Below are 14439 nucleotides of genomic sequence, written 5' to 3' on the forward strand. Positions count from 1 at the left end.
TTATTTAGAGGTCTTATAATATCCTTTATTCGGAATTTCCAAAGTGTACTTTTTCCTAGAAGCATTATTTAAGTGCGGCTCCCTTAACCAAGGATTATGTCTTTTTAAGATTTTATAGTTAATCTCATATTCCTGTGCAAAATCGGCAAAATTGGTTACCGGTTCGTCAATTTCTACATTAAATGTTGGAATAGCATTGTACATATCCTCTTTCCCGATTTCAAATCCATATTTTTCAGGATTGTTTAAAATCTCTTTTATTGCCATTATTCTAAAAACATATCTCCCGGTCTCCTGTCCCAGAAGCAAGTCGTAATAGTCATTAACCTGCTGGATACCCATATACTTGTTGATAGCTCCAGGGCCGGCGTTATAGGCTGCGGCCGCTAAAGTCCAACTTCCAAATTTTTCCTTGTATTTCTTCAAATACCTACAGGCCACCTCAGTAGACTTTTCTAAATGATACCGCTCGTCTACGTTCGAATTAATTTCAAGACCATATTCTTTTCCGGTACCTTTCATTATCTGCCAAAAACCGGTTGCACCGGCGTGCGATACAACGTTTTGTAAACCACTCTCGGCAACGGCTAAATATTTAAAGTCTTCAGGTATTTCGTTTTTTGCAAGTATTGGCTCAATCACTGGAAAATACTTATGGGCTCTTTTCATAAGCAATAGAGCGTTAGACTGCCAATAGGTGTTTACTAAAAACTCTCTATCTACTCTTTCCATAATTTCGGGGTCCTCCTGAGGCACTTCCTCTCCAGCAAAATTTAAATCTTCTGGGATGTCTATTGCCGATATTTTATAAGTAGAAGCTACATTTTTATTTATTTCATTTTCCGGTAGCTGCACCTGTGGTTCTTGGCTGAAATTATCGCCTTGTTGGACTGCAAAAATCAGGGAACTGAAAACAAAAACTATTCCCAAAACCATTAAAATATTCTTAATAAACTTCATAGATACATGTTTTGATACTACCAAAGGTATAAAATAGAACTGCGTTACGACAAAATAATTGTAGGCAATCGCTCATTAAACCATTTAAATCTATGAATGATCATTGCATGAGTCCCGTTTTTTATCTCGATATAGTCCTTAATGTATTTCACCGGAAAAACCGGATCTTTCTCCCCTTGAATATGTATTATGTTAGGCATTGGTTCTTTTCTTTTCCAATTTATTATTTTATCTATACACCAATCCAAATACTGTTTGTCGCGAATAACTAGGTATTTTTCATATAAATCCAGTCTTTTCTTTACCGTTTCACCAAAGGCATATTTTGACAATAACTCCATATTGTTTATTATCCCCGTGGGCAGAATTTTATACGCCCTCGTGTACCTGGCAAAAATGAACCTCTTTGGCAGTTCTAACTCACTCTTAATACTAGATATAATTATAATTTTTCTGACCTTAAGGTAGTTTGCCACTTCCTGCATTAGGATACCTCCAAGGGATACCCCAATTAACACAGGGTTTTTTCTATCAATATTCTTCGATATAAGCTTGGCGTAATCTTCCAAAGACATTTCTTCGGTAGGCATAAACCATTCCAGATAAATACAATCAAAATATTCACTGGGCAATTCAATTCTATCAAAAATAGTTGGCCCTGTAGCCATTCCGGGCATAAAATAAACGGGGATTTTGGAAGTGGGCATAGGTCGTAAACTCTTTATTTTGCTAGGAAATTACTATAATTTTTGCTACTTTTGCTCCCCGACTATAAATTCCCTTAAAAAGTCTTACTAAGCATTTGGAAAACTTATGGTCTTACGATTGGATAGGACGGTCGTATTTTTATTATCTGAAACCACTATAACACATACTATATGAATGAAGTAGCAATTAAGGATAACAGTTTTCTGCGTCAGTTTGAAACAAAGGTCGATAATCATTTAGCCAAAATTGAATACTCTTCCCAAGAAAGAAAAGTCTTTCTAACCAAATTAGTTATCCCGGAGGAAATTACTCAAAAGGGTTTTAAAGAAGATTTTATAAAAGCAGTTTTGCATCATATACAGGAACAAAACCTAAGAGTTGTTCCAACAAGTCCGCAAATTGCTGGTTTCCTGCGAAAAAATAGGCAATATAAAGAGATGTTACCGGTAGGCATCCGGATATGATTTTCTTAAACCTCCAAACGGGAGGTTTTTTTTTGTGCTAGAGATTTTTCTTTTATTTTAATTTGCACTATACCATCTTCATAAATACTTTCAAGAGAAACCTTTTTTAAGGTATTCACAAGCGCAGGATTCCAAGGTGCTTTCACCTTTATATAATTTTCTGTAAACCCGTGAATATATCCCTCTTTATTTTCACCTTCAAAAAGCACAGTAAAATCTTGTCCTATTTGACTTTCGTAAAATGCCCTTCTCTTTTTAGTAGAAAGACCTCTTAACATCTTACTTCTTTTTCGTCTTACAGATTTAGGAACTGCATTAGGCATAGTACTGGCCAAGGTATTCTCTCTTTCAGAATAGGTAAAAACATGAAGATATGCGATGTCTAATTCATTAAGATAGTTATACGTCTTTAAAAAGAGATCCTCTGTTTCTCCGGGAAAACCAACAATTACATCCACACCTATACAAGCCTGTGGCATTATTTCCTTTATCTTCCCTACCCTTTCTGTATACAAAGAGGTCAGGTAGCGTCTCTTCATTTGTTTAAGCAATAAATCACTCCCACTTTGTAGCGGAATATGAAAATGAGGTACAAAAGAATTACTTCTAGATACGAATTCAATCGTTTCATTTTTTAGAAGGTTTGGTTCTATTGAAGAGATTCGGTACCGATGTATGCCTACTATCTTATCTAAAGCTTTTACCAGGTCTAAAAAAGTATGTTCATGTCGTTTATTCCCAAATTCTCCCTTGCCATAATCTCCGATGTTAACCCCAGTGAGCACTATCTCTTTTATTCCTTGATCGCCAATTTCTTTAGCGTTTTTTAAGACATTAGCAAGGGTGTCGCTTCTGGAGAATCCCCTGGCTAAGGGGATCGTACAATAGGTACACTTATAATCACAGCCGTCTTGAACCTTGAGAAAAGCTCTTGTTCTATCGCCTACAGCATAGCTTCCTACATAAAAATTAGCATCTTCAATTTCGCAGGAATGAACCTCACCAAAATCATTTTTAGATAAATCATTAATGTAGTCTGTAATTTTAAACTTTTCTGTAGCTCCCAGGACCAGGTCTACCCCATGAACATCAGCAAGCTCTTTTGGTTTAAGTTGTGCGTAACAGCCAATGGCGGCTACAAAGGCCTCAGGATTGCGCTTTTGGGCCTGCTTTACAAGAGTTTTAAATCGTTTATCCGCGTTTTCAGTAACCGAACAAGTATTAATGACATATATATCTGCCTCTGTATCAAAACCCACTTGTTCAAATCCCTTTTTTTCAAAATCTCTTGAGATAGTGGAGGTTTCTGAATAATTCAATTTACAACCTAGTGTATAAAAAGCAACTTTCTTTTTCATTAATATATCAAACTAATAAAGGGTTTGCAAAGATACCAAAAGCTTCTAATTGCTATTGTAAGATGTTGTGAAAAGCTTTTTAAAGCTAGAAATTCCGATACTTCTTGGTTAATTCAAAAACATGGTTTAAAATACCCGCTTCTATCTCATCAAATTCAACTCCACGCCTTGCCATCATTACCCTTGCCGCCTCAAATGCCTTCTTGGGTAAATAGGTAGAAAAGCCCGAAGCTCCTCCCCAGCTAAAACTGGGAATAAAATTTCTGGGGAATCCGGGAACATAGATATTTGAATTAACCCCTATTACAGTACCCGTGTTAAACATAGTATTAATAGCTGTTTTACTATGATCTCCCATCATTAGGCCACAAAACTGTAATCCAGTTGGAACAAATCTCTCTTTGGGATAGCTCCAAAGCTTTACCTGTGCATAATTGTTTTTTAAATTGGAATTATTAGAATCTGCTCCAATATTGCACCACTCCCCTAAGACGGCATTGCCAAGATAACCGTCATGTCCTTTGCTGGAATAACCGAATATTACCGAATTATTAATTTCTCCACAAACTTTACCATAGGGCCCAATGGTTGTAGGACCATAGATCTTCGCTCCCATTTTTACAACGGCCTTCTCACATAAGGCAAAGCCCCCTCTAATTAAATTACCCTCTAAAACTTCTGAGTTTTTACCCAAATAAATAGGTCCATGGGTGGCGTTTAATAAGCTATACTCTACTTTTGCACCTTCTTCCAGAAAAATATTTTCAGGATTAATGAGCTGATTGGTAGTAGAAATAGGTGCACTTTCTCTTCCTTCAGTTAATAAATCAAAATCGTCTTGTAATGCAATTCCATTCTTAGAAAATATATCCCAGGTATTTATTAGTTGAAAAATATCTTTGGTGCATTCTATCTTCTTAAAACTACTTAATTGCTTTTCTTTGGCTGGTTCTTCAGCCATATAAGCCAACAACACTTCTCCCCTGTAAATTGCTGTATTTAACTGCAATTGCCCAAGCATTTCAACTAATACTGGATTGGGAAGCACGGATGCATTAATAAAGGTATTCAACACGTCTAAGTGCAAGGGAAATTTTTTAGACAAATAATCTTCCGTCAAGGTAGAAGTTTTAGTTCCTAAGTACTTCTCCCATTTTTCCCGAATAGTTAAAATACCAATACGGATGTCGGCCACTGGCCTAGTAAACGTAAAAGGTAAGAGGGATTCTCTAGTCTCGTCTTCAAAGAGTATATAATTCATCAAAGATATTTTAGATAAAATTAAAAAAATAACGCCTTCGATTTAAATCGAAGGCGTTATTAAGATAAATATGTCTATTAAACAGTTGAAATAACAACGGCTAGAGATTTCTAGCTCTCGTATTAACCGTTTATTTCTTAAATTTTTTGTATTTACTCTTAAACTTGTCAATTCTTCCAGCTGTATCCACAAGCTTGGCCTTCCCAGTATAGAAAGGATGTGAAGTTCTGGAAATCTCCAACTTAATTAAAGGATATTCTACCCCATCAACCTCTAAAGTTTCCTTTGTATCTGCAGTAGATTTAGTTATGAATACATCCTCATTGGACATATCTTTGAACGCGACTAATCTATAATTTTCTGGATGTATACCTTTTCTCATCTTTACTTCGTTTAATAAACTGAATTTTTCAGCGTGCAAATTTAATTAAAAATATAAGAAACTACAATTATATTTAGTAAAAAAGAAAAGTTAAAAATTGTATCTTTAAATGTAACAATATCTAGCAGGCAGTTACTAACTAAACAAACAAAAAATATCAGATAATGGAAGAAAATCAACCAAAAACCGGAAAGTTTGCACTTAATTATGGACTTATTTTAGGCGGCATCTCGGTGGCCTTTGCCCTTATGCTTTTTTCGATGGATGCGCATTTTTCACAAGACTCATCCAATACCATCGTTAGCATACTAATTACTGTAGCAGTAATTATGTGGGGAATCTTTAGTTTCAAAAAGGCCAACAACGGATACCTGAGCCTTGGAGAAGCTCTTAAACTAGGTGCTGGAATAGCCTTAATTGCAGGGATTATTGGAGTAGCGTACACCATGTTACTTGCAAATGTTTTAGACACTGAATTTGTTCAGAAAGTTGCTGATGCTCAAAAAGCCGCAGGTATTGAGGGTGGAGCAATGACAGAACAGCAAATAGAGCAACAATACCAGGGTACCCTAAACTATTTTTGGATTTCCTATCCCATAATCCTGGTTTTTAATATCATCATTGGATTGGCTATTGGTCTCATTGGAGGATTGATTTTGAAAAAAGCAAAACCTATGGAATAAAGATCAAATATTGTACTTTTGATGGAATTTCCTTGAGAGCTGCATGAATTTATCTATAGTTATCCCTTTACTTAACGAAGAAGAGTCGTTACAAGAATTACATGATTGGATTGTGAGTGTTATGCAATCCAATCATTTTTTATATGAAATAATTTTGATAGACGACGGAAGTTCGGACGATTCCTGGGATATCATTAAGCATCTAATTGAGAAAGACCAGAACACAAGAGGGATTCGATTTCGTAAAAATTTTGGTAAGTCTCAAGCTCTGCATGCGGGTTTTAAGATAGCCGTTGGGGAGGTCGTTGTTACCATGGATGCAGACCTTCAGGATAATCCAGAAGAAATCCCAGAATTGTATCAATTAATTATGGAAGAAGACTTCGATATGGTCTCCGGTTGGAAGAAAAAACGATACGATTCTCTGTTAACCAAAAATATTCCTTCCAAAATTTTTAATTGGGCGGCAAGAAAGACTTCTAAAGTGAAGCTTCACGACTTCAATTGTGGGCTTAAAGCCTTTAAGTTAGAGGTGGTAAAAAACATTGTAGTTTCTGGGGAAATGCATAGGTATATACCAGTCTTAGCAAAAAACGCAGGATTTTCCAAAATCGGAGAGAAGGTTGTGCAACATCAGGCCCGAAAATATGGAAAAACTAAATTCGGTGCAGAACGATTTATTAATGGTCTTTTAGACCTTATTACCATTTCTTTTGTCGCCAAATTTGGCAAAAGACCTATGCACCTTTTTGGTGCTTTAGGGGTTTTTATGTTTATCATAGGTTTTGGCTTTGCCCTTTATTTGGGAATCGATAAATTGTTTATTAATCCAACCGGTCGCCTGCTATCAGAGAGACCTCAGTTTTATGTTTCACTAACGGCAATGATTATTGGAACACAGTTCTTTTTAGCCGGATTTATTGGAGAAATCATGGTTCGGTCCAGAGTAAACGAATTGCGATATACTATTTCTGAAGAACTAAATCTGTGATGTATCCCAATATTCTTTGTAATTTTAACTACTAAATTTAATTCCCGCCTATGGATTCTATAAATGCCAAAGCCAGTGCCTGGTTAACCTCTTTTTTTGATAGTAAAGTTCAAGAGGAAGTGAAATTCCTTATGGAAAATGACCCTGAAGAGCTAAAAGACCGATTTTACAAGGATCTAGAGTTTGGAACTGGAGGCATGCGCGGGATAATGGGGACTGGTACCAATAGAATAAATAAATATACCTTAGGAAAAAGCACCCAAGGTTTAAGCAATTATTTAAACGAGGTTTATCCTGATCGGGAATTAAAAGTAGTGATTGCCTACGATTGCCGGCATAATAGTGATACTTTGGCAAAAACAGTGGCAGATGTTCTTTCTGCCAACGGAATAAAGGTATATCTTTTTTCAGCCCTTCGCACCACCCCAGAATTATCTTTTGCAGTAAAACACCTGAATTGTCAGGCAGGCATTGTTCTTACAGCTTCACATAACCCTCCGGAATATAATGGCTACAAAGTATACTGGACAGATGGAGGGCAAATAGTACCACCACAAGACCAGGAAATAATAAGGAGGATAAATAAGTTAGCCTTCGAAGAAATTCGCTTTAAGGCAAAAGAGGAACTTATTGAATTAATAGACAAAGAAGTGGATGAGGCATTTATTAATGCCTCGGTTAAAAACGGCAGTTTTAACGCCCAAGGAAAGGAAAATTTTAAAATAGTCTTTACCTCCCTTCACGGCACGTCTATTACCGCAATTCCTGAAGTATTAAACCGTGCTGGTTATTCGAAGGTTACTATAATTGAGGAACAAGCTGAACCAGACGGAAATTTCCCCACAGTAAAATCTCCTAACCCAGAGGAACCTGAAGCATTGACTTTGGCTATGAAAAAGGCCGAAGAGATTGGAGCAGATATGGTTATTGGCACAGATCCAGATAGCGATAGGCTGGGAATTGCTGTAAGAAACCTTGAGGGAAATATGCAATTGCTAAATGGGAATCAAACCATGCTACTAATGACCAGGTTCTTGTTGGAAAAAAGAAAAGAAAAAGGTTTTAACGGGAGTGAATATGTGGCCACAACCATAGTTTCAACGCCCATGATGGAAAAGATGGCAGAAGCTTATAGTGTGGAGTGTAAAACTTCCTTAACTGGCTTTAAATGGATCGCGAAAATGATAAAAGATTTTCCCGAACAAAGTTTTATTGGAGGTGGGGAAGAGAGTTTTGGATTTATGGTGGGCGACTTTGTAAGAGACAAGGATGCGGTGACCTCTACCCTTCTTGCCTGTGAAATTGGTGCCGCAGCAAAGGCGTCAGGAAGTTCTTTTTTTAAACAACTTATCGATTGCTATCTAGAGTACGGGTTTTATAAGGAGAAGCTTATATCATTAACTAAAAAAGGGATTCAGGGTGCGGAAGAAATCAAAGAAATGATGATTTCATTTAAAAATAATCCGGTTCAAAAATTAGGAGGTTCCAAGGTAGTTAAATTAGACGATTACAACACATCCACCTCCTTAGATCTGAATTCTGGAGAGGAAACAACCATAGATTTACCAAAATCGAACGTTCTTATTTATACAGCAGCGGATGGTACCAGAATGGCTGCAAGACCAAGTGGAACAGAACCCAAAATAAAATTCTACTTTAGTACAAATAGCCCTTTAGAAAGGTTTGAAGATTTTTCTAAAGTAGAAACCCAGCTTGAAAAACATCTGGCAGAAATCATAACCGATCTGAAACTCGATTAATGGATTATTTTAAAAAAATCCTTCGATACGCTATACCTTATAGAAGATTTGGTTTTTTAAATATTTTCTTTAACATTCTATATGCCCTGTTTAGCGCGCTTTCTTTTGCCGCTCTAATTCCCATGTTGGATGTTCTTTTTGACAAGGGTAAAAAAGTAGTAGAATTACCGGTGTATAAGGGCTTAGGAGAAGCAAAGAATTATCTTCAAGACTATATAAATTATCAGGTTACCTCTTATGCAGGTGACGATGAAATGAAAGGCTTGGTATTGGTCATAGGCTTGGTATTAATACTTTTTTTATTAAAGAATCTCTTTAATTATTTGGCAATGTATTTTATTACCTTCTTGAGAAATGGGGTTTTAAAAGATGTTAGAAATGCCATGTATAAAAAAATAGTAGACCTACCACTTTCCTATTATTCAGAAAAAAGAAAAGGGGATGTGATAGCCAGAATTTCCTCGGATGTGCTCGAGATACAGCATTCATTCCTATCTATTTTGGAATTAATAGTTAGAGAACCCCTAACTATACTTTTTACTATTCTAATCATGTTTTTTATCAGTGTAAAGCTGACCCTTTTTGTATTCATTTTTATTCCCATTGCCGGAATGATAATCTCAAGAATTGGTAAGTCTCTAAAAAGACAATCCGATGAAGTACAAAAAGAACAGGGCGAATTTCTATCCATAGTTGAAGAAACCCTCGGGGGTTTAAGAGTTATCAAAGCCTTCAATGCCGAAAATAGGTTTTACAGGGCTTTTGCCCGGTCTACGGACCGCTTCTATAAATTTTCTAATGCCCTTTTAAATCGTCAGAATTTGGCCTCGCCGACAGGAGAATTCCTGGGGATTTTGGTAATTGGAATTCTTTTGTGGTTTGGTGGGAAGATGGTCCTCATAGACCAAACCTTAGACGCTTCTTCCTTTATTGCCTATATGGGTCTTGCCTATAACATTCTTACACCGGCCAAATCTATCAGTAAAGCCTCTTATGGAGTTAAAAAAGGAAACGCCGCTGCGGAAAGAGTTCTGGAAATTCTGGAAACGGAGAATCCAATTGCTGATAGCACTGGTGCGAATGACAAAAACTCTTTCGACGATGCTATTACCTTAAATAATATATTCTTTAAATACGAGGACGACTATGTTCTAAGCGACTTTAATTTAACCGTTAAGAAAGGACAAAGCGTTGCTCTTGTTGGGCAGTCCGGAAGTGGCAAGTCAACCATCGCAAACCTTGTTACACGTTTTTATGATCCTAATGAAGGTGCAGTTAAACTGGATGGAACAGACATAAGACTGCTATCAAAACAATCTGTTAGAAATCTAATGGGACTTGTTACTCAAGACTCCATTTTGTTCAATGATACGGTAAAAAACAATCTCGGCCTAGGCAAAGAAGGCGCCAGCCTTGAAGAAATTATTCGGGCTGCAAAAATTGCCAATGCCCACGACTTCATAATGGAGTTACCAAATGGGTACGATACTAATATAGGTGATAGCGGAAACAAACTAAGTGGAGGTCAGAAGCAGCGATTATCTATTGCAAGAGCTGTACTTAAAAACCCGCCAATAATGATTATGGACGAGGCTACCTCAGCATTAGACACCGAAAGTGAAAAACTCGTTCAGGACGCCCTTGAAAATATGATGAAGAATAGAACTTCTATTGTAATAGCACATAGATTGTCGACTGTCCAAAAAGCGGATAATATAGTGGTGCTTCAAAAAGGAAAAATAGTAGAGCAGGGTTCCCACAGCGAACTACTCCAGAACAATGGCGTCTATAAAAACCTGGTGGAAATGCAATCCTTAGGCTCCAATTAATTAAATTGGAAAATTAAACCTTTTCAACTTACCTTAGTCTAAAGACAAGAAATGATTGACTTTGATAACGGAACAATCCTTAGTTGTAGATCTTAAAAATGAGGAAACAAGGGCCAAGGCTTTTGAAACACTCTTGCACACATATAAAGAACGTTTATATTGGCATATCAGGCGAATAGTCCTAAATCATGAGGACACTGATGATATTCTTCAAAATACATTTATCAAAGTTTTTAAGAATATAGATGGTTTTGAAGGCAAGAGTAAACTCTATTCTTGGCTATATAGAATTGCTACAAATGAAGCATTGAGTTTTTTGACCTCTAAATCTCGTAAGCTAGGAATACAAAGTCAGGAATTACAAAACAAAATGGTAGAAGACTTAAAAGCAGACAGCTATTTTGAAGGCGATGAAATTCAGTATAAATTACAAGCCGCCATAGCTACTTTACCAGAAAAACAGAAATTGGTTTTCAATATGAAATATTTTGATGACTTAAAATATCAGGAAATTTCTGAAATTCTAGATACCAGTGTAGGAGGCTTAAAGGCATCTTATCATCTGGCGGTTAAGAAAATTGAGCAGTATCTAAAAGACAGCTGATACCTAAATGAAGAAGCATAAAAAAAATAGTGGTTTTAAAATTCCAGATAATTATTTGGAACGGTTTTCAGACGACTTACTTCAAAAATTAGAGGTAGGCGAATCTAAAGCAAATCATAACCCCTTTTCAATTCCGGATGACTATTGGAATACTTTGGAAAAAGAGGTGCTTAAAAAAACGACAGAAAATAAAAAACCAAAGAAGAGTACCATACGGTTGGCACCCTATTATGCAGTAGCCGCATCCGTCGCCCTAATAATTTTCTTAACCATAGGCACAGAGAAAAATAAGACGAAGGAATCTGACTTAACTTTTGCCAATTTGGAAGTGACTGAACTGCAATTGTATTTACAAGAAGTGTATCTAGAAGAACCCTCAAGTGAGCTAATATTACTTATTCCCGAAGAAGGTTTTAGATGGGAAGCAGAGGAGGTAAATACGCTTAATGGAGAAAATATACTTCAATATTTAGAAGATACAATAGAAGAAACAGATGAATTTAATATATACGAAGATGAAGAATTATAACCATTACTTTTTGTCCCTATTCCTGTTACTGCTATGCTGGAGTGGCTATTCGCAACAAGGACCAGGCAGGGATAGAATAAAATCCCTGAAAGTGGGATTTATTACAGAAAGAGTAGGTTTAACAAGTGATGAAGCTACATCTTTTTGGCCCATCTATATGGCACACGAAGAGGCTCTGGGGAAATTGAGAAGGCAAGAAAGGAGAGAAGTCAATGGTAGACTGGAAGAAATAGAAGCTCTCTCGGAAAATGAAATAGACAAAATTTTGAATAGTTTAATGTCTTTAGAGGAAGAAAAGCAAGAACTAAACCAGACCTATCTCAAAGAAATAAGAAAGGTTATTTCTGCAAAAAAAACCCTATTACTAATTCAGGCAGAGATTGCATTTAAAAAGAGACTTCTTCAGGAAATGCAGAAAAGAAGAAGGGGCGAGCGTTAAAAAGGTTTTCCTTTAATAAAATGTAGTTTAGCGATACGATTTTTTCCAGCGGCAAAAGCTATACTATCGTTCTGAAATCTAATGGTATAGAAACCTTCCTGCGACAAGTTTTGCCATGTTTTACCACTGTCTTTAGAATAATTAATTCCGGTATAGCCTACAGCAACCATTTGTTTGCCCCTACTATTGGGCACAAATTGAATACAACTCATATAGCCAGGAGGATAACCATCTGCAACCAATCCCCATGTATTTCCGCCATCTTGCGTAAACGCCTTATTTCCTTTGTTTGTCTGAGAATCCGTAAAATCTCCTCCTATTATCACACCCAGGTCATCGTTGTAAAAGTTAATAGAAAAAATACCCTGTGTATGCTTCTCTGCAGTTATAGGTGTTTCTTGAATAACCCAATGCCTCCCCTTGTCTTCTGAGAAGTAAACACGACCAAAACTAGTGGCAACCCAGGTATAATTACCAACACTTGTAATATTGGTATTACTAGCCGCAAATGCACCTTCTCCCGGTATGGCTTCTGGCAATCCATCACAAGCCATCTTACGCCACGTATTGCCACCGTCTCTTGTAATAATTATGGAGAGACAATTACCAATAGCATCCCCAACAGCAATTCCTTCGGTATCATTCCAAAAAAGCATGGAATCATAAAACACCTTCTCCCCTACCTCCTCATACACCAATTGCATTTTTCCAGAGGACCCGGTTTTGTACAGTAAAGCCGGAGTGCCTGCTGATAACATAAAAAAATCATTGGACGTATGCCCTACTGCCCTGAATTCCGGCAAGCTATCTAAATGACGCTGTTTCCCCAAAAGGACTTTGTTATTGGTTAGATTTATAGAGCCATAAATGCCTTTATTTGCAGCAAATGCCAGACTATTTCCAATTAAGTCAATAGCTCTTACGCTCATTGTGTCTTCCACCAGTAATTCTATATCTACGGAAGTAAAAGACATATCCTTCTTTACCTCCCCACAGGAGATAAGAAATACTACCAAAACAAATGAAAGAACATAACGCATAGATGAAAGAAGTTTAAAATAGAAACTTGATTATAGGATTATTACAGCCTGATTCACCCTCTTTAACTCACTTAAGGAAGGTATTAATCGACAAGAAACAACATGCATTTAATAAATCCTATATGATTTCAATAAGAATTAAAAAACGATACCTTTGCCACCTAAATAAAGTAAAATGCGATTGCATAGAAATCTTGTATTTGCGGTAGTTGACGGGTTAAATATGATCTTTAATGAAGGAGAGTATGCAGACAAAGTCGTAGAAAAATTACTAAAGCGCGATAAGCGATGGGGAGCAAGGGATAGAGGTTTTATTGCAGAAACCACCTATGACATAGTGCGTTGGAAGCGATTATACGCTGAAATTGCGGAAGTTCATTCCCCTTATTCCAGAGCAAATCTTTTTCGCTTATTTGCTGTTTGGGCAGTACTAAGAGGAATAGAACTACCTGATTGGAAACAGATTGAAGCTACACCTTCTAGACGAATAAAAGGGAGGTTTGACGAGCTTTCTCAAATTAGAAAATTTCGAGAATCTATACCTGATTGGATAGACCAAATGGGATTGGAACAACTCGGAGAAGCTAGATGGACTCAGGAGCTAAAATCTCTAAACGAAAAAGCTCCGGTTGTGCTTAGAACCAACACTTTAAAAACCAACAAGAAAGACTTAAAAGCAAACTTAGAAGAAGAAGGTATAAAGACAGACTTAGTAAAAGTAGATCCCGATGCATTAGTGCTTATAGAAAGGACTAATGTTTTTAAGACAAAAACATTTAGATCTGGCAGTTTCGAAGTTCAGGACGCTTCTTCACAAAAGGTTGGATATTTCTGTGATGTTAAGCCCGGAATGCGGGTTATTGATACCTGTGCGGGCGCCGGTGGCAAAACCTTACATCTTGCGGCTATTATGGAGAATAAAGGGCAATTAGTAGCCTTAGATATCTATGAAAACAAATTAAAGGAGCTAAAAAGACGGGCCAAACGGGCAGGGGCTCATAATGTGGAAACACGCCATATTACAAATAGCAAAGTCTATAAAAAACTATTTAATGGTGCAGATAGGGTACTAATAGACGCTCCCTGCTCTGGACTAGGTGTTTTAAAAAGAAATCCAGATGCTAAATGGAAATTACAGCCAGAATTCTTGGATAAACTTATTCGTACACAAAGGGAAATTCTTGGCAGCTACTCCAAAATGGTTAAAAAAGGAGGCAAACTAATTTATGTTACCTGTTCTATACTTCCCTCTGAAAATGAAAAACAAATAGCTTGGTTCCTTGCTTCCAAAGAAGGAGAAGACTTTGCCGTAGAATCTCAGAAAACGATCTACCCCTCCGAGAGTGGCTTTGATGGATTTTTCATGGCTCGCTTAGTAAAGAAGTAATCAACAATGATGTTTGAAAACTGTTGAGGATTCTCCTCAAAAAA

General features: G+C 36.8%; 15 protein-coding genes. 9 read left to right on the top strand and 6 right to left on the bottom strand.

Going from position 1 to position 14439, the window contains the following annotated elements; genetic code table 11:
* On the bottom strand, positions 1-960 hold the full coding sequence (locus tag PXG98_RS07085) for a lytic transglycosylase domain-containing protein (RefSeq protein ID WP_276389911.1): 960 nt from the start codon (positions 958-960) through the stop codon (positions 1-3).
* Between the two features lie 44 nt (positions 961-1004).
* A complete protein-coding gene (locus PXG98_RS07090) occupies positions 1005-1667 on the bottom strand; it encodes an alpha/beta hydrolase (protein WP_276389913.1) in 663 nt (220 codons plus the stop codon).
* Positions 1668-1838: 171 nt separating this feature from the next.
* Between PXG98_RS07090 and PXG98_RS07095 the strand changes: the two genes are divergently transcribed.
* Complete coding sequence (locus PXG98_RS07095) at positions 1839-2132, top strand: GNAT family N-acetyltransferase (protein WP_276389915.1); 294 nt, start codon at positions 1839-1841, stop codon at positions 2130-2132.
* Between the two features lie 5 nt (positions 2133-2137).
* On the opposite strand, the gene mtaB is transcribed toward PXG98_RS07095, so the two are convergent.
* The 3 genes from mtaB to PXG98_RS07110 form a co-directional block, all read right to left on the bottom strand.
* Complete coding sequence (gene mtaB, locus PXG98_RS07100; RefSeq protein WP_276389917.1) at positions 2138-3490, bottom strand: tRNA (N(6)-L-threonylcarbamoyladenosine(37)-C(2))-methylthiotransferase MtaB; 1353 nt, start codon at positions 3488-3490, stop codon at positions 2138-2140.
* A gap of 85 nt (positions 3491-3575) precedes the next feature.
* A complete protein-coding gene (locus PXG98_RS07105; RefSeq protein ID WP_276389919.1) occupies positions 3576-4751 on the bottom strand; it encodes a GlmU family protein in 1176 nt (391 codons plus the stop codon).
* A gap of 130 nt (positions 4752-4881) precedes the next feature.
* On the bottom strand, positions 4882-5133 hold the full coding sequence (locus PXG98_RS07110; RefSeq protein ID WP_276389921.1) for a type B 50S ribosomal protein L31: 252 nt from the start codon (positions 5131-5133) through the stop codon (positions 4882-4884).
* A 164-nt stretch (positions 5134-5297) separates the two neighbouring features.
* On the opposite strand from PXG98_RS07110, the gene PXG98_RS07115 reads away from it, so the two are divergent.
* From PXG98_RS07115 to PXG98_RS07145, 7 genes are all read left to right on the top strand, one after another.
* Positions 5298-5816 carry a DUF4199 domain-containing protein gene (locus PXG98_RS07115; RefSeq protein WP_276389922.1) on the top strand — a complete coding sequence of 173 codons (519 nt, stop codon included), beginning with the start codon at positions 5298-5300 and terminating at the stop codon, positions 5814-5816.
* Between the two features lie 43 nt (positions 5817-5859).
* The gene (locus PXG98_RS07120) at positions 5860-6807 is read left to right on the top strand and encodes a glycosyltransferase family 2 protein (protein WP_276389924.1); all 948 of its coding nucleotides are present in this window, start codon (positions 5860-5862) and stop codon (positions 6805-6807) included.
* A 50-nt stretch (positions 6808-6857) separates the two neighbouring features.
* A complete protein-coding gene (locus tag PXG98_RS07125) occupies positions 6858-8567 on the top strand; it encodes a phospho-sugar mutase (protein WP_276389925.1) in 1710 nt (569 codons plus the stop codon).
* On the top strand, positions 8567-10396 hold the full coding sequence (locus PXG98_RS07130) for an ABC transporter ATP-binding protein (protein WP_276389926.1): 1830 nt from the start codon (positions 8567-8569) through the stop codon (positions 10394-10396). The genes PXG98_RS07125 and PXG98_RS07130 overlap by 1 nt, the downstream gene beginning before the upstream one ends.
* Before the next feature lie 61 nt (positions 10397-10457).
* The gene (locus PXG98_RS07135; RefSeq protein ID WP_276389927.1) at positions 10458-11000 is read left to right on the top strand and encodes an RNA polymerase sigma factor; all 543 of its coding nucleotides are present in this window, start codon (positions 10458-10460) and stop codon (positions 10998-11000) included.
* 7 nt (positions 11001-11007) lie between these two features.
* On the top strand, positions 11008-11529 hold the full coding sequence (locus PXG98_RS07140; protein ID WP_276389928.1) for a hypothetical protein: 522 nt from the start codon (positions 11008-11010) through the stop codon (positions 11527-11529).
* Positions 11516-11968 carry a hypothetical protein gene (locus PXG98_RS07145; protein WP_276389930.1) on the top strand — a complete coding sequence of 151 codons (453 nt, stop codon included), beginning with the start codon at positions 11516-11518 and terminating at the stop codon, positions 11966-11968. Before PXG98_RS07140 ends, PXG98_RS07145 begins: the two co-directional genes overlap by 14 nt.
* Here the strand turns inward: PXG98_RS07145 and PXG98_RS07150 are convergent.
* Complete coding sequence (locus tag PXG98_RS07150) at positions 11965-13008, bottom strand: WD40/YVTN/BNR-like repeat-containing protein (RefSeq protein WP_276389931.1); 1044 nt, start codon at positions 13006-13008, stop codon at positions 11965-11967. The genes PXG98_RS07145 and PXG98_RS07150 overlap by 4 nt on opposite strands.
* A gap of 175 nt (positions 13009-13183) precedes the next feature.
* On the opposite strand from PXG98_RS07150, the gene PXG98_RS07155 reads away from it, so the two are divergent.
* Entirely contained in the window at positions 13184-14395 is a 1212-nt protein-coding gene (locus PXG98_RS07155; protein ID WP_276389933.1) for an RsmB/NOP family class I SAM-dependent RNA methyltransferase, read from the top strand.
* The last annotated feature ends 44 nt before the right edge of the window (positions 14396-14439 follow it).

This window comes from Eudoraea chungangensis (genome assembly GCF_029360665.1).
Lineage (GTDB): Bacteria > Bacteroidota > Bacteroidia > Flavobacteriales > Flavobacteriaceae > Eudoraea > Eudoraea chungangensis.